The organism is Micromonospora vinacea (assembly GCF_015751785.1).
Classification (GTDB): domain Bacteria; phylum Actinomycetota; class Actinomycetes; order Mycobacteriales; family Micromonosporaceae; genus Micromonospora; species Micromonospora vinacea.
In genome coordinates, this window is record NZ_JADOTY010000001.1 from 1,876,700 (window position 1) to 1,892,559 (window position 15,860).

Annotated in this window: 11 protein-coding genes; 3 read left to right on the top strand and 8 right to left on the bottom strand. The window is 69.4% G+C overall.

Features of this window, described 5'->3' with window-relative positions; genetic code table 11:
• Positions 1-2: 2 nt before the first annotated feature.
• From IW249_RS09090 to IW249_RS09105, 4 genes are all read right to left on the bottom strand, one after another.
• Positions 3-647: a response regulator gene (locus IW249_RS09090; RefSeq protein WP_196920334.1), complete on the bottom strand. Its 645-nt coding sequence runs from the start codon at positions 645-647 to the stop codon at positions 3-5.
• A 41-nt stretch (positions 648-688) separates the two neighbouring features.
• Positions 689-2,029: a sensor histidine kinase gene (locus IW249_RS34970; protein ID WP_196920336.1), complete on the bottom strand. Its 1,341-nt coding sequence runs from the start codon at positions 2,027-2,029 to the stop codon at positions 689-691.
• A 59-nt stretch (positions 2,030-2,088) separates the two neighbouring features.
• The gene (locus IW249_RS09100; RefSeq protein ID WP_196920337.1) at positions 2,089-4,161 is read right to left on the bottom strand and encodes a serine hydrolase domain-containing protein; all 2,073 of its coding nucleotides are present in this window, start codon (positions 4,159-4,161) and stop codon (positions 2,089-2,091) included.
• A gap of 167 nt (positions 4,162-4,328) precedes the next feature.
• Positions 4,329-8,246 carry a replicative DNA helicase gene (locus IW249_RS09105; protein ID WP_231393238.1) on the bottom strand — a complete coding sequence of 1,306 codons (3,918 nt, stop codon included), beginning with the start codon at positions 8,244-8,246 and terminating at the stop codon, positions 4,329-4,331.
• 414 nt (positions 8,247-8,660) lie between these two features.
• Between IW249_RS09105 and IW249_RS09110 the strand changes: the two genes are divergently transcribed.
• On the top strand, positions 8,661-10,217 hold the full coding sequence (locus tag IW249_RS09110) for a hypothetical protein (RefSeq protein WP_196920340.1): 1,557 nt from the start codon (positions 8,661-8,663) through the stop codon (positions 10,215-10,217).
• Positions 10,218-10,382: 165 nt separating this feature from the next.
• On the opposite strand, the gene rplI is transcribed toward IW249_RS09110, so the two are convergent.
• From rplI to rpsF, 4 genes are all read right to left on the bottom strand, one after another.
• Positions 10,383-10,829 (bottom strand): 50S ribosomal protein L9, encoded by a 447-nt coding sequence (rplI, locus tag IW249_RS09115; RefSeq protein ID WP_112583905.1) that lies wholly within the window; start codon positions 10,827-10,829, stop codon positions 10,383-10,385.
• A gap of 14 nt (positions 10,830-10,843) precedes the next feature.
• A complete protein-coding gene (gene rpsR / locus IW249_RS09120; protein ID WP_051723758.1) occupies positions 10,844-11,125 on the bottom strand; it encodes a 30S ribosomal protein S18 in 282 nt (93 codons plus the stop codon).
• Positions 11,125-11,661, bottom strand: coding sequence for a single-stranded DNA-binding protein (locus IW249_RS09125; RefSeq protein ID WP_181518404.1), 537 nt, complete (start codon positions 11,659-11,661; stop codon positions 11,125-11,127). Before IW249_RS09125 ends, rpsR begins: the two co-directional genes overlap by 1 nt.
• Positions 11,662-11,742: 81 nt before the next feature.
• The gene (gene rpsF, locus IW249_RS09130) at positions 11,743-12,033 is read right to left on the bottom strand and encodes a 30S ribosomal protein S6 (RefSeq protein WP_036391391.1); all 291 of its coding nucleotides are present in this window, start codon (positions 12,031-12,033) and stop codon (positions 11,743-11,745) included.
• Between the two features lie 629 nt (positions 12,034-12,662).
• Here rpsF and IW249_RS09135 point away from each other — a divergent pair.
• Together IW249_RS09135 and IW249_RS09140 are read left to right on the top strand one after the other, a co-directional pair.
• A complete protein-coding gene (locus IW249_RS09135; protein ID WP_196920341.1) occupies positions 12,663-13,454 on the top strand; it encodes a deoxyribonuclease IV in 792 nt (263 codons plus the stop codon).
• The gene (locus tag IW249_RS09140; protein ID WP_196920343.1) at positions 13,451-15,790 is read left to right on the top strand and encodes a hypothetical protein; all 2,340 of its coding nucleotides are present in this window, start codon (positions 13,451-13,453) and stop codon (positions 15,788-15,790) included. The genes IW249_RS09135 and IW249_RS09140 overlap by 4 nt, the downstream gene beginning before the upstream one ends.
• The last annotated feature ends 70 nt before the right edge of the window (positions 15,791-15,860 follow it).

Genomic DNA, 15,860 nt, shown 5'->3' on the forward strand with positions numbered 1-15,860 from the left:
AGTCAGCTCGGGGCCAACCCGTTCTGGTACGCCCACACCACGGTCTGCACCCGGTCCCGTACGCCGATCTTGGTCATCGCCCGCCCGAGGTGTGACTTGACCGTGCTGGTCTCGATGAAGAGTTCGTCGGCGATCTCGTTGTTGGACAAACCCTTGGCGAGCAGCCGTACGATCTCGGCTTCGCGCGGGGTGAGCTGGCGCGCCGCTGCGGACTCAGGCGGTGCCGCCGGTCGCCGCCTGGCGAACTCCGAGATCACCCGGCGGGTCACGACCTGGTCGACGAGACCGTAGCCGTTGGCCAGCCGACGGATCGCATCGATCAGGTCCTCGGGCTCGCAGTCTTTCAGGATGAAGCCACTGGCCCCGGATTCGAGTGCGCCGAAGACGTACTCGTCGAGGTCGAACGTGGTCACCACCAGGATGGCTGGCGGCGACTCGGGCGCGTCGGCGAGGATCTCGCGGGTCGCGGTGAGTCCGTCACCGCCGGGCATCCGGACATCCATGCAGATGACGTCGGGACGCAGCCGGGCGGCCACCGCCACCGCAGACGATCCGCTGGACGCCTCCGCCACCACCTCGATGTCGTCCGCCTGCTCCAGGAGCACCCGGAAGCCGGCCCGCACCACCGCCTGGTCGTCAACCAGCATCACTCGAATCGTCCCAGCGTCAGCCCCAGTCCCAGAACCGGTCACGACGAATCACTTCCCTTTGATGTCAGCGTCACTGTGACAGACCAGCCGGCTTCGCTCGTCGGCCCGGCCGCGAAACGCGCGCCGATCAACTGCGCTCGTTCCCGCATGCCGATCAGCCCGACCCCGCTGCTGGTGCGCACCGCCGGCTCGGGACGCCGCGTTGGCGGACCATTCACCACCGCCAGCGACACCTCGCGCGGCAGGTAGCGCAGGGTGATCAGCACGGGCGCGCCCGGCGCGTGCTGCCGCGCGTTCGACAGCGACTCCTGCACCATCCGGTAGAGGGCGACGTCGGCGATCGGCGGGACCGGACGTGGCGACCCAACGCCCACGAACTCGACCGGCGCGCCCAGGTCCCGAGCGGTCCGGACCAGGTCATCGAGCACGGCCAGCCCCGGCACCGGAACGCTCCCCTCACCGTCGTGGCCGGCTGTGTCGCCGCTTCCGCTGCCGTCGGCCGGGGTGCCTCGCAGCACCCCGACCACCAGCCGCAGGTTGTTCAGGGTCTCCTTGCCCTGGGACCGGATCCAGGCCACGCCGGCCTTCGCCGCCTCCGGGTCCCGGTCAATCAGCCGGTGGACCGCCGCCGCCTGCACCACCATTCCGGACAGGTGGTGGGCGGCGACGTCGTGCAGTTCCCGAGCCATCTGGGCGCGTTCCGCCTCGATCGCGGACCGCACCTTCGCCTGCTGGGCCCGGACCGCCTCGGCGGCCTGCAGGCGCAACAGCTGCGTGTAGCGCCGACGGGTCGCCACGTAGTTACCGACGACGACCGCGCCGAGATTGGACAGTGCGCTCGACCCGGCAGGGCCGACAGCCGACAGCAGAAGGTCCGGCGTCGTCACGGCGGCGGTGCCGAATGCCGCTGCCGCCTCGACCACCACCGCCGCGCCGACCAGCACGAACGCCGTCCGGGCCGGCAGCAGAACCCCAATGGTGTACGCGACGACGAAGGGCGCGAGTACCCGGATCGTCGCGTCTGGTGGGGACAAGGCGATCATGGCGACCTGAAGGCCGACGACGCCGGCGAGGCAGAGCAGCGGGCGGACCCGGCGCAGGCAGAGCAGTAGTGCCTGCCCGACCCCGAGGGCGACGAGCAGCCAGGCCCGCACCGGGTCGACCACGATTTCGCCCGGTGACGTCACGACAAAGAACAGAGCCGCCATCAACGTGAACGTCACCCCGGCGACGCAGACCGCGAGCAGACAGTCCCGGGCGAACGGCCCAGTCGCCCCGAGGTTGGCGAGCAGTACGTCCAACCGCTTCGTGAGTCGGGGCGCGCCCGCCGGATCGGTCGGCTCGGCGGTGAGCGGGCCGCCCCCGATGTGATCGTTCACCGCGTCAGCATCCTCTGCTCATAGATCGAGACGGATCGGGAGGGGTAGGGACGGGACGGTCAGTAGGAGATATTCGGCGAGAGCAGCATGAACTCGACGGCGAACCATCCCGTACCGACGAGGGCCAGCAGGACCAGGGCGCCGCCGGCGGTTCGCGACCAGCCGACCCGCCGGCGGACGTCGTCCACCAGCCGGACCGCTGCGGGGACCACCCCGAGCAGGCCGATCAGCTGGGCCACCTGCACGGTGCGCAACGAGGCGGTGGAGAGATCCTCCAGGCCGATGATGAGCACGAAGCTGCCCACCCAGCCGCCGACCGCGAGCAGGGCGCAGCCGACGCCGACGCGGCTGAGGATGCGCGCGGTGCGTCCAGCCCGATCACGCGGTGCCCGCCGCCGCAGCCGGCGACCAATCGCCCCGATCGGCCAGGCCAGGACGGTGAGCAGGAGGATGACCACCGAGCCGACGATCACCGGGACGGCCAGGTAGGTGCTGCGTGCGGCCCCGACGGGCACCAGGGCGAACGCGGAGTCGAAACCGATAACTTCGACCTGGCCGTCTACCGCTCGCATCGCGATCGTTTCCTGCCCGCCCACCTCACGCCAGACCCAGGGCTCGATCTCCTCGTAGACGGCAGCGGAATCGGCCATCGGACGCGGTTCGAGCAGCAGCCGGCCGTCATCGCGGACGCTCACCGTGGTACGCCCGGACAGGCCGATCAGGGTCAGGAAATTGCTCTTGATCATGCGGGAGCTTTCGTAGGTGCCGGCGGCCATCGCGGCCCGCTCGGCCGTGCCCGAGGCGTCGGTGGTCGGGAGGGCCAGCTCGGTCGCCGGCACGTTGTTCGCCGCCGCGCCGGGCACCGCCGGGAAGTAACGGTCGGCGAAGGCTTTCGTCAGCTTCTGCCGAAGCTGGTGGTTGGCCAGGCCCGACGTGCCGGTGCTGTTGAGCGAGATGAACAGGCCGGCGCCCTCGTCCGGGTAGATCTGCAGGTGGCTGTGGAAAAAGGGGGTGTCGCCGCCGTGGCCGAGGATTCGACGGCCGTTGCGGCTCTCGTCGAAGAACCCGAGGGTCATCCGGGGTGCACCCGCGAGGGTGCCGAGCGTGGTGGCGTCAAGCGCCGGCTGGTGCATCAGGTCAAGCGTCGGCTCGTCCAGAATCGGGGTGCCGCCGACCGGTTCGCCGAGGTGAGCGAGCATGAACCGGGCCATGTCCGGGGCCGAGGCGCTCATCGAGCCGGCGGGCGGGGTGCCGATGATCTCGAAGTACCCGGGTGGGGACGACGCGTTGTCGTACCCGTTCGACACGCGGCCCGCCAGGTCCGCGGGGAGCGGCTGCTCGAAGGAGGACGACGTCATGCCGAGGCGGTCGAAGACGTTACGGTCGACGTACTCCTCGAAGGGGATACCGCTGACCCGTTCGACGATGTACCCGGCGAGTGAGTTGCCGTAGTTGGAGTAGGCCGGCACGGTGCCCGGCCGGTAGATCTGCTCCGGCGGGTCGGTGACCAGAGCCTCGCGCAGGTCGGCCCGGGTACCTTCCTTGCCGATGAGGCCGGCGATCCGCTCCTCGAACCCGGCGGTGTGGGTCAGCAGGTGGCGCAGGGTGATCGGCTCGTCGAAGTTGCGGGGGATGGTGAAGTCGAGGTAGGCGGCGATGTCGGCGTCGAGGTCGACCCTGCCGTCCTGGACGAGTTGCATCGCGGCGGTGGCGGTGGCGAGCTTCGACACCGATCCGATCCGGAACAGGTGCCGCTCGGGGTCGACCGGCACCGGCTCGGTGCCCTCGCTGCCGGTGTCGACGTGGCCGTACCCCCGGGTGGTGACGGTCTCACCGTCGTTGACGACGGCGACCGTCGCCCCGGCGATGTCATTGGCTTCCAGCGCGGCCGGGAGCATCTCGTCGAGCCAGGCGTTCACGTCGCTGGCGTTCAACACGCGCGGTTCGACGGCTGCTGCCGGGGCGTCGCTCGTCGGGGCCGGCTCCTGGCCGGCACCGGCACCGCAGCCGACGACGCCCGTCCCGACGACGACCGCGGTTGCCAGGGCGGCACCGAGACGCCGCAGGCGGAATGCCGACCGGGACCGGTACGACCGGGAAGGAGTCTGCGCTGGTGCATCGTTCTGGTTCATGCCCGAGAGCTTGTTGCAGCAGCGCAGCCACGCCATCTGGCGCAGGACCACATTCGACTTACGACTTAAGTGGTAAGGCTCAGCCGACCAGCTGACGTGTCGAGGTGGAAGCCCTGCAGTTGATCATCCTGTTGCTCGTGCGATGTGCGCCCCTGGCAGCCGAAACCTCATCCGATGGCCATGTCCACAAATCTCGATAGATGCAGTTGGGCTGCGACGGTCACGGTGTCGGTGGGCCCATTCCGATGCTTGGCAACAATAAAATCCGCCTCCCCGGCCCGCGGCGACTCCTTGTCGTAGTAGTCGTCGCGGTGCAGAAGGATGACAACGTCGGCATCCTGCTCGATCGAGTTGTGGGTGGCGATGCCGTTGGCGATGAAGTTGTGCTTCCCGAGCACAGTCGCGTCGAACACTTCTTGCTCACCGAGCGACTCGATGGACACGATCGAGTCCCAGAAGATGTCGTTGGTCGCATGCAGGTCGAGGTCGGCCGCGTCGAGGACGCCGGCGATGGCCGCGAGCCGGGAGCGGCTTGGCGCGTGCTTCCAGAGGGTGCTGCCGCAGAACTGGGTGCCGATGGCCTTGGCGAACTCACGGTGAGTCATGCCCTGCTCGACCAGAATCTCCTTCACCCTGGTCCACACCTCGCGCGGCACGGTGTCAACGTTGGTGTTGCTCTCCGTCGACTCCAGAGCAGCGAGCAGAGCGGCGCAGCCCTCCGAGCGCTGCCCGTAGACGCCGATCTCGCGCAGGAATCTCAGCTGGTCGTCCCGACCGGAGATGTCGAGCGTGTACTGGGGGCGATGCCCCACGACCGGTACGACCTTCAGCCGGGCTGTAATGCCATACCTCAGGAGCAGTCGAGAGATGTCCTCGAGCATTCGTCGGCTGGTGGATGCGAAATAGACACGCCCTCCGCGGCCCGAGCCGTTGATGGTCACCGAACCATCCGTGGCCCACAGGTGCCGTAGGAAGGCGGTGATCTGCGCCTTGGGCAGGCTGAAAACCCTCGAAGGGAGAAACTTCTCGTGTGATCTCAGGCCGAAGAGGCCCAAGTCGTCAAGCCAAGCCGCGATGGGGTTACGCCGTCCGCGAGCCAGCCGATAGGGCGCAGGCAGTCTGAGGGTCGTCACCCTCGCCGCCGCATAGTCGTCGCGCACGGCGTTGATCCCGAAGTGCTTCGCGGCCTCCGCCACAGCCTGCAGATTCAGCTCATCGCAGCTTGCGTATCGGATGGGTTGGCGGCGCACGAACGAGCCATCGCCCAACAGGTGAGCCAACATGACGACCTCCGCGTCGGCCCATGGGCGGGTAACCATTGGCGGCGGTAGGTGGCGTGGTGTGGCGATGCGGTCTCCGGGCGACAGCTCACCGAGCGGCACCCACCCGGTGAACGCGAGGAAGGGGTGGTTCGCTGTGGCATCGATCTGCTTGCCCGATGCAAGGGTCAGCCGGAACACCTCGCGGATGCCGCTCGGGAAGACGTGGGTCATGGTGCGAGGCGTATAGCGAAGGCTCTCGTCCAACGCCCAGACCGGGATGTCCTTTGCGCCGCTGGACAACAGCTCACCGAAAGTGATCTCGGTGTTGTCATCCGCTCGAACCACTCGGGTCTCCGCCGTGAGGCAGCCAGATTCACGCAAATCGGACAGCTGAGGTCGTTTGTCGGTGCGCTGCTCGGGGCCACGGTTCAGCTGACTGACCGCGATCACCGGGCACTCGACCTCCTTGGCCAACAGCTTCAGGCCACGGGACAGGTCCGCGACCTCCTGCTGGCGGCTCTCGGTGCGCTTCGGTGAGGTCATCAGCTGGAGATAGTCGACCACGATCATCTTGAGGTCGTGCCGCTGCTTGAGCCGGCGGGCCTTGGCCCGGATCTCCATCAGGTTCATGCTCGGCGTGTCGTCGACGAAGAGCGGTGCTTCGCTGATCTCACCCATGCACCGGGCCAGCTTGGTCCAGTCGTCGTCGGAGAGCTGACCACTGCGCAGCACGTGCAGCGGCACCCGCGCCTCGGCGGAGAGCAGTCGCATCACGATCTCGACCTTGCTCATTTCCAGCGAGAAGATGGCGGCCGCCTGGTTGGCGCGGATCGCTGCGTTTCGGGCGAAGTCCATGCTTGCCGTGCTGTTGTGGGTAGGGATCATCGCCCGGCTGGCCAGGTACAGGTGTTCGTCGTTGTCGACGGTCACGCACCGCACCGGAACGCTGGGGACCGGCCGGACGTCGACGATGAAGCGCGAGCTCGTTCGAACGTCGGAGGCGGTGCGGCGGCGTTCGGCGTGTGCATCCTGCTTGCGCCTGAGCCGGAAGATGACATCCGGGGTGGAGAAGTTCAACGTGTACGCGATCGACGACTCGCGGGTGCGGCCGCGCACCGGCTTCGCGTTGACGGTGCAGCGGTAGCCGAGGCTGACGATGAGTTCGCGTACGTCGTCAGCCAGCCGCTTCGAGGTCGACGTGTACTGCAGGTTGCCGGCGGGGGCGACGGTCCCATCAGTGTCCATCAGCCCAGCGAGCAACGCCCTGCGCTGAGCCTCCGAGGCGCGCAGGTAGGCGCCCGGGATGTGCTTGTTCCCCGCCACCCCGACCTGACGCAACAGCCCGATGAAGCCGTCCGCCTCGAGGTGCGTGACCATCTCCGGATCTGCCGTGGTGAAGCGGCTGGCGTCGCTGTGCCCGTCACCGAGCCACGCCCCCAAGGTGTAGGGCGGGACCAGCAGCTCACGGTCCGGGAGTTGGATGGGAGCGCAGTTCCGTACGGCGTGGTTGAGCCGCTGCTGGGCGGTGTCCGTATGCAGCGTGGCTGCGATCTCGGCAGTGGTGACGACGCCGTCGTGGTCGACCCGGCTGCCGGCATTGACCTTTCGCTCGGCTCGCTCGAGAAGGGCGCTCAGAAGCGGACCGGCCGGATAGCCGGGTGCAGTCCAGTTCTGCGGCTTGCCGTTGCGGACGATGGGACGGCTGATCCGGCCAACCGACCCGACCCCACGGGCGACGGTGTGCAGGACGTGCCGGAACTCCGGCCCAACCTGCTCGATCGTGTCGAAGAGCGTGATCGGCTGGTTCCGCAGGGAGCTCAGCCGCTGATGTGCCGCACGCACGTTGGCGAGCGACGACTCGGGCCAGTGCCGCCTCTGCCGCACCGGGGCCTGCCGTCGGCTCGCGCGGCTGGTGGTCTTCCACAGGTGCTCCGCGTCGGCCACGATGACAGTGCCGTCGGAGAATTCCACCTCGTAGCAGGGGCGGTCGTGCATGACGTCGAAGGCGTGTGTGACGGTGGTGGGTCTGCCGTCCGCCGCCAGAAGTTGATCGCCCGCCTCGACCTCACCCATCGTGGTCCAGCCGCCCGGGGTCGGCAGTGGGGTGTCGAGCGCGAGCGCCTTTCCCAGACCAGGCCGGCCCGCCACGATGATCAGCTGTCCGGCGTGCAGGCCGTTGAGCAGTCGGTCCAGGTCGCTGAAGCCGGTGGGTACACCGGTCATCATGCCGCCCTGTGCGCCCACCGCCTCGATCTCGTCCAGCGTCGGCTGCAACATGTCGGCAAGAACCGCGAAGTCCTCGCTGACCCGGCGTTCGGTGACGTCGTACACGGCCTGCTGGGCCAGGTCGACGACGTCGTCCACGTCGCGGCTGCCGCCGCTGGCGGTGCCGTAGCCCAGCTGCACGATCTTGGTGCCGGCCTCGACCAGCCGGCGCAGCACGGCTCGCTCGCTGACGATGCGGGCGTAGTACGCCGCGTTGGCGGCGGTGGGCACGCTGGCGATCAGGGTGTGCAGGTACGGCGCGCCACCGATGCGTACCAGATCCCCGGAGTCGGCGAGCGCCGCCGCGACCGTGATCGAGTCGGCCGGCTCACCGCGACCGTAGATGTCGAGGATGATGTCGAAGATGGTGGCGTGCACCGGCCGGTAGAAGTCGTTGGTCTTGAGGATCTCGACGACGTCGGCGATGGCGTCCTTGGAGAGCAGCATGCCGCCGAGGACGCACTGCTCGGCGGCGACGTCCTGGGGCGGGGTCTTGTCGAACTGGCCATCCCGCTGCCCGGGTGGCTGGCCTCCGCCGGAGCGTGGCTCTGCCCGCATGTCGTCGGTGACCGACACGGGTCCCCCCTCCACTGCGCCGGATCCAGTCCCAGCTCTACCGCTGGGGTCTGACACTTCTCCTCCGACCGGGCCGGTCGATCGGGGGCCATCGCCGGCGGTCGAGGGCCAACCATACGGACCCCGAGGTCAGAGACTCAACAACGCCGGTGGACGAGCCTCGGGACAACCTGTGGATCCCGGTGGACAGCATGTGCGCAGCGTGTGCACAGCCTGTGGAAAACCGTTGGGGAATTCTTGGCCAGAACTCGTTGACCTGCGTAAACATGCTCCCCAGCCTGTGGAGGAGAATATTTCGGTCGGGCCTGTGACACGATCGTCCCGTACTATCTCCAGCGAACGGCTACACCTGGACAGCGGATTCCGCTTTCGGTTCAGAAGGGTCACACTCCGGCCGTGAATTACCGGGACTGGGGACGCGGCGATGGCAGCCCGCGCGAGCGCCAGCCAACCGCCTCGTGGGGTGAGCGCGCGGCGTCCGTTCCGGTTGATCCGTACGACGAGGACGGGCGCTACCGCACCTCCAGCCGACGGCGTGCGTTGGACCGCGGCCAGGACGAGCCTGTCGACGCCTACCTGCCCCGGTGGGCGCTGGAGTCAGGGGTCCGGCACGCGGACGGCGGCGGTCGGCACGCGGCACCGGACGATGACGACGAGGACGAGCCCGAGCAGCGGACCTCCGGCGCGGGCCGGCGGTCCGCCGAGTCGTCGGGTGGTCGTCGGCGGGGCAGCGAGACGCGTCGGCGTGAGCAGGCAGCGATCGGCCCGGCGCCGGATTCGGACCACACCCGGGAGTGGACGCTCGACCGGCCGCAGGATCAGGGGTACGCGGGTCGCCGACGGGCCGACGCCGGGGAGGACGAGCCGGTCTCTGGTGCTGTCTCGGACCGGCGTCCCCGCCGCGCGCCCGCCGGCCGTCCACAGGTGATCTGGTCGGGCGGGGATCTGGAGGCCGCCCCTGCCGAGCAGGTTCCGGACCCGGAGCCGAGTCGTCGCAGCCGGCGGAGCCGCCGCGCGGCGGAGGAGTCCTGGTCCCGTCCGGCGGCCGACCCGTGGGTTCGCGGATCGGACCGGGCGGCGGAACCCGAACCGTCGTACCCGCCAGCGGTGGACCCGTGGGACGCCTCGGGCGTGCACGCCTGGCCGCCGGCGAGCGGCGCGGACAGCGGGGATCTGAGCGGGCAGTGGTCGGCGGCGGAGAGCGTCGGTGGCTGGGAGCGGTCGGACCGCACCGGCCAGTGGGAGCGGTCCGCGATCGAGGACGACCAGTGGGACCGTACGTTGGCGCCGCGCTCCGATCGCCCGGTGGCGGCCGAGGGGTGGCCGAGCCGGGAGGACGGCTTCTGGTCCGGCACTCGGCTGGCGGATGACGACCCGCGTTGGATGGATCCTCAGACGTCGGCGCCCCGGTCTCCGGTGGTGGGATACACCGCTCCGCGACCGCGCAGCGCGCCTGCGCCGCGTACGGGTGTGCCGCGAGCGGGTGCACCTCGTCGTCGGGCGGACCGGCCTGCGGTGGGAACGGCGTCGGTGCGTCGGCGGGTCGAGTCGGCGGCCACGGGTGCCTGGGCGCGGCGTCTGGAGGACGACCTTCTGGATCCAGATCCGGGTGGGTCGGTCCGGCCACTGCTGTACACGGCCGCCTGTTATCTGGTGCCGGCAATGCTGATCTTCGTGTGGCTGTTGACGTTGGACAGCCAGGCGCCGGCTGGTTGTGTGACCGACATCAGTGGGGGCGGGTGCGACTCGGCCCGGTCCCGCGCCTTGGAGTCACTCCTGGCCGGTTCGCCGCGCTTCGGGTTGGCACTGGTGAGCAGTCTGGTGGTGGCGGCGCTGCTGCGGCGGGTCGGTACGACGTGGCGCTCGGCGACCATCGCGGTTGCCGCCGCGGTGGTGGGTGGTGGCCTCTCCACGGTGTTGATCAGCGCGGTAACCGGCCAGCCCATCGGGTGACGCGTCGGCGGGCCGGGATCAGACCGGACGGACGGCAGGTCGGGGCAGCCGGGCAGGCGCGCGGACGGCCGCCTCAGCCCACCGGCGGTGCCGGGTTGGACGAGGTACGACACGAGGGCCCGCACCGATCGCTCGGTGCGGGCCCTCGTGGTGGTGTTGCGGACGTCAGCCCTGAACGACGTTCAGGTTGAACGCTGCGGTCACCTCAGGGTGCAGCTTGATCTTCACCGGGTAGGTGCCGGTCGACTTGATGTGACCGGGCACCTCCAGCCGACGCCGGTCGAGGACCGGGCCGCTGGCCGCCTTGACGGCGTCGACGATCTCGGCCGGGGTGACCGAGCCGAAGAGCCGTCCGCCGTCGCCGGCGCGGACCTTCAGGTTGACCTTGAGACCCTCGAGCTGAGCCTTGACCTCGTTGGCGTGGTCGAGGTCGCGGATCTCGCGGGCCCCACGGGCCCGCTTGATAACCGTGACCTGCTTTTCCGCGCCCTTGGTCCAGGCGATCGCGAAGCCCTGCGGCAGCAGGTAGTTACGGCCGTAGCCGTTCTTGACCTCGACGATGTCGCCCGGGGCACCGAGGCCGGACACTTCCTGAGTCAGGATGATCTTCATATCGGTGCCTCCTCTCAGCGGGTGGTGGCCGTGTACGGCAGGAGCGCCATCTCACGGGCGTTCTTGACCGCACGGGCGATCTGCCGCTGCTGCTGCGAGGTGACGCCGGTCACCCGCCGAGCGCGGATCTTGCCGCGATCGGAGATGAACTTGCGCAGCAGCGCGGTGTCCTTGTAATCGATGTAGGCGATCCCGTCCTTGTCGAGCGGGTTCACCTTCTTCTTCGGCTTGCGCAGTGCCGCAGCCTTGGCCGTTGCACGTGCTCCTGGTTTGCGATCGCGAGCGCTAGGCGCCATTAGAACGGTGGCTCCTCGTCAAAATTGGCGCCCGAACCGGCACGCGCGGGAGAGGGAGCAGCCGAAGCCCAGGGGTCGTCGAAGTTGCCTCCGCCGCCACCCTGGTTGCCACCGCCACCGCCGCCACCGAAGCCGCCGCCACCGCCGCCGGAGCGGGACATCTTCTGCACCTTCGCCGTGGCGTAGCGCAGCGACGGGCCGATCTCGTCGACCTCAAGCTCGATGACAGTGCGCTTCTCGCCCTCGCGGGTCTCGTACGACCGCTGACGCAGCCGACCCGACACGATCACCCGAGCGCCACGCTGCAGCGACTCGGCGACGTGCTCGGCGGCCTGCCGCCACACGGTGCATGCGAGGAACAGCGGCTCGCCGTCCTTCCATTCGTTCGACGCCTTGTCCATGAAACGGGGCGTCGAAGCGACTCGGAACTTGGCGACCGCAGCCCCGGAGGGGGTGAACCGCAACTCGGGGTCATCGGTCAGATTGCCGATGACCGTGATGGTGGTGTCTCCTGCCATGACCATCTCCTCGCGCACTCAGCGTCTCGTCGTACAGGCTCGCAGAGCAGTACGACAGAGTCGCGGAGGCTGATCCGGACGAACCGGGGTTGGATGCTCTTAGCGCATTTCCGGTCGGATGACCTTGGTGCGCAGCACGGACTCGTTGAGCCGGAGCTGACGGTCCAGCTCGGCCACCGCTGCAGGCGTGGCCTGCAGGTCGATGACGGCGTAGATGCCTTCGGCCTTTTTGTTGATCTCGTACGCGAGGCGCCGGCGGCCCCACACGTCGGTCTTCTCAACCGAGCCACCCGCGGTCCGAATCACGTTCAGGTACGTGTCGAGCGACGGTGCGACGGTGCGCTCCTCGAGGCTGGAGTCGAGGATGACCATTAGTTCGTAGTGACGCAAGACGTGCTCACCTCCTGTGGGCTAAGCGGCCACGGTCCTTCCGTGGCAGGAGGTCTTGTGTCGCCGCCCGCACGCGCCGAGGGAACCCGGCCGGACGCGGACAACCTGACCAGGATACCCGGTCCCAACGATCATGCCCGGGGCGGTCGGGTCCGTACCCGGACGTGCCGACGGGGGCCCACCGTCCGACCGTCAACCGGTCGGTGGTGAACCCCCGTCTACGAGGCCGCGGGGCGTCCGGTCCGCATTCCTTGGGTGGGACCTGGGGAGGAACGACCACACCGATGAGGTTGGACCGAAGACGCCCCGCGGAGCTTTATCGTGTTGTTATCTGACGATACAACAGCACTCGTACCGTGTCGGGGGGAAAAGCACAATTTTCCGAGAATCGTCGTCGCTCGGTAGCCGGTGTGCGATGGGGTCGCCCCCGCTGCGCCGGGCCGCGCGGCGGGGGTGACCTCGCTATCGGCCGTCGACCGCCGGTCGCCAGGTGCGAGGCTCGCGCCGCTGGCGGGCACCGGGTGCTGGTCGCCGGTTCAAACCCATCAACGATCGTCGGTCCGCCTGGTGACGCGACACCGCCCCGGCCCTCGCCCCGACCGTCGGGGTCGCGACGTAGGCTCGCTCGCATGCGTATCGGAGCCCACGTCGACTCGACCGACCCGCTGGCGGAGGCGGCCGCCCGGTCCGCCGACACCGTGCAGTTCTTCCTCTCCGACCCACAGGGTTGGAAGGCGCCCAAGCCTCGTGAAGATGCCGAGCGGCTGAGCGCTGCCGAGGTCGACCTCTACGTGCACGCGCCGTACGTCATCAACGTGGCCACTCTCAACAACCGCATCCGGATCCCGAGCCGGAAGCTGCTGCTCGGGCACGCCACCGCAGCCACCGCCATCGGCGCCAAGGGCCTGATCGTTCACGGTGGGCACGTCAACGCCGGCGACGACCTGGCCGTCGGCTTCGACAACTGGCGCAAGACCTTCGCGTACGCGGCGGACTCCGGCGGCTTCGGCGTACCGGTCCTGATCGAGAACACCGCCGGCGGCGACAACGCCTGCGCCCGACGGCTGGACGCACTCGCCCGACTGTGGGACGCCATCGGTGACTACGAGGTGGGCTTCTGCCTGGACACCTGCCACGCGTACGCAGGCGGCGAGGAGCTGCTCGGTCTGGTCGACCGGGTCAAGGCGATCACCGGGAGGATCGACCTGGTGCATGCCAACAACTCCAAGGGTGCGTTCAACTCCGGCCAGGACCGTCACGACAACCTGGGCGGCGGGACGATCGACCCGGAGCTGGTGGTCGCGGTGATCCGGGCAGCCGGCGCGCCGGTGGTCGTCGAGACGCCGGGCGGTGTGGCCGGCCAGGCCGCCGACATCGACTTTCTGCGTGAGCAACTCGGAGCGGAGAGCCCGGCGGCATGACGAGCGGACAGCCCGGGACCGGCAACGCCCGGCCCACCTCCACCGGCGCCCAGAGCCGGCAGGCCACCACGGCCGCGGCGGGCACCCCCACCCAGCCGGCTCGCACCTCTGACAAGACTCTCGCCGAGACCACCCCGGACCAGCCAGCACCCGGCGACGGCGGAACGACCGGAGCCGCCTCGAACGGCGGCCCCGAGGCCGGCCCCGCGACGAACGGTCCCGCCAAGGACGCGGCCCGGCGCGGCGACAAGCAGAGCACCGCGGCGAAGCAGGGCACCACAGCGAAGCAGGCCGCCACGGCCAAGCAGGACGGCGCAGATGGCGGCACCGCAGCCAGCGACCGCACCGCCAAGGGCACCGACGCATCCAAGGACGACGGCCCGGCCAAGAACGATGGCCAGGCCAAGAACAGCAGCCCGGCCAAGGACGGCGAACCGGCCAAGGACGGCGGCGAACCGGCCAAGGACAGCGAATCGACCAAGGACGGCGAACCGGCCAAGGGCGCGAAGGCGGGTGACGCCGACGGCACGGACAAGGCCGACGGTGAGGCGAAGCCGGTCGGCCCGGAGCGTTGGGAGGCGTTCGCCTCCGCACCGGAGCCGCGGCCCTCCATCTTCACTCGGGTGGGCCGGGCCGTCGGTCGGTTCCTGATCCACGAGTGGACCCTTGCCGCCCTCGGCGCGTTGGCACTGGCCGTGCTGATGACCTGGCCGACGTTGCGCTATCCGCGCTACACACTTCCCCAGGACTACTGGGATCCGAGCCTGCAGGCCTGGCAGATGGCCTGGTCCGGGCACATCCTGCTGGCCGACCCGGCGCGCCTGTGGCAGTCGAACACGTTCTTCCCCGAGCTGTGGAGCTTCGCGTTCTCCGACACGCTGCTCGGCTACGCCCCGGCTGGGATGCTCGGCAGCGGTCCCGAGGACGCCGTGCTGCGCTACAACATCATGTTCGTGCTGGCGCACGCGCTCGCCACGTTCGGGGCGTACGCGCTGGCCCGACAGCTCGGGGCCGGCCGGATCGGTGCGGCCGTCGCCGGGGTGAGCTACACCTACGCGCCGTGGCTGTTGGCCCAGGCCGGGCACCTGCACGTGCTCTCCAACGGGGGGATCCCGCTGGCGCTGGCGATGTTGGCGCGCGGGCACGGGTGGTCCCTCCGACACGGGTACCGGCCGGAGCGCCGGCACGACGGCTGGGTCTACGCCGGTTGGCTGGTGGCGGCCTGGCAGCTCAGCCTCGGGTTCGGCATCGGACTGCCCTTCGCGTACTTCCTGGCCGGTGCCGTACTGGTCGCTGCCGTCTTCTTCTACGCGCGGCGGCTGCGCACCGGGCAGGCCGTTCCGTTCGGTCGCCGGTTGTTCGCCGCCGACGTGCTCGGCGGGGTGTTGTTCGCCGGTGTCGGTCTGCTGATGGCGGTGCCGTTCTTCAAGGTGACCGAGCTGCACCCGTACGCCGAACGCACCATCGGCGACATCAGCCTCTTCTCGCCGCCGGCGACGGGCTTCGTGACGGCGCCCGGGGAGTCGCGGATCTGGGGTGGGCTGCACGAGGGGGCCCGGGCGGCACTGCCCTGGCATCCGGAGATGACCCTGCTGCCGGGCTTCGTGCTGTACGCGCTCGCCGCGGGTGGGCTGTTCTTCTCGGTCTGGCGGCTGCGGCACCGACTGCTGCTGCTCGCCGGGGTGCTGGTGACGATGGCCTTCGCGATGGGCACCCGTTTCTTCGACGGGACCTTCACCTACGTGCCGCTCTTCGAGCATCTGCCGGGCTGGAGCGGGTTGCGTACCCCCGGGCGGTTGATGCTCTGGACCACGTTGTTGCTCGGCCTGCTCGCGGCGGGTGCGGTCACCGCGCTCACCGACCGGGTGCGTGAGTTGACAGCGCAACGGATCCCGTCGTGGCCGGGGCCGTGGCTGCGGATGGCAACCCTGCTGCCGCTGCTGCTGGTCACCGTCGAGGGCCTGAACACCACCCCGCATCCGGTGGTGCCGACCCAACCGGCCGCGATGCGGTCGGCGCAGGGGCCGCTGCTGGTGCTGCCCAGCAATCAGAGCCTGGACCAGCATGTGATGCTCTGGTCGACCGACGGGTTCCCGGACGTGGTCAACGGCGGTAGCGGCTTCACGCCGCGCCAGCTCGACGACGTTCGTCGGGTGAGCCAGTCGTTCCCGGACCAGACGAGCGTCGACTACCTGCGCACGCTCGGCGTCCGCACGGTGGTGCTGCTGCGCGGCGAGGTGGTCGGCACGCCGTGGGAAATCAGCATCGACGCGCCGGTCGAGTCGCTCGGGATCAGCCGGCAGGACGTCGGCGACGCTGTCGTCTATCGCCTCTGAGGCTTAGGGCGGTTTTCGGGGGAGACCGCCCGGCGCAGGGATCAAGCCTGACCGCCCGGAGCCGGGCGGG

What these genes read in the sequence shown, in the direction of transcription:
- IW249_RS09090 (WP_196920334.1), bottom strand. Translation starts at nt 647, where the DNA reads ATGCTGGTTGACGACCAGGCGGTGGTGCGGGCCGGCTTCCGGGTGCTC.
- IW249_RS09100 (WP_196920337.1), bottom strand. Translation starts at nt 4,161, where the DNA reads ATGAACCAGAACGATGCACCAGCGCAGACTCCTTCCCGGTCGTACCGG.
- rplI (WP_112583905.1), bottom strand. Translation starts at nt 10,829, where the DNA reads ATGAAGATCATCCTGACTCAGGAAGTGTCCGGCCTCGGTGCCCCGGGC.
- rpsR (WP_051723758.1), bottom strand. Translation starts at nt 11,125, where the DNA reads ATGGCGCCTAGCGCTCGCGATCGCAAACCAGGAGCACGTGCAACGGCC.
- IW249_RS09105 (WP_231393238.1), bottom strand. Translation starts at nt 8,246, where the DNA reads ATGCGGGCAGAGCCACGCTCCGGCGGAGGCCAGCCACCCGGGCAGCGG.
- IW249_RS09140 (WP_196920343.1), top strand. Translation starts at nt 13,451, where the DNA reads ATGACGAGCGGACAGCCCGGGACCGGCAACGCCCGGCCCACCTCCACC.
- IW249_RS09135 (WP_196920341.1), top strand. Translation starts at nt 12,663, where the DNA reads ATGCGTATCGGAGCCCACGTCGACTCGACCGACCCGCTGGCGGAGGCG.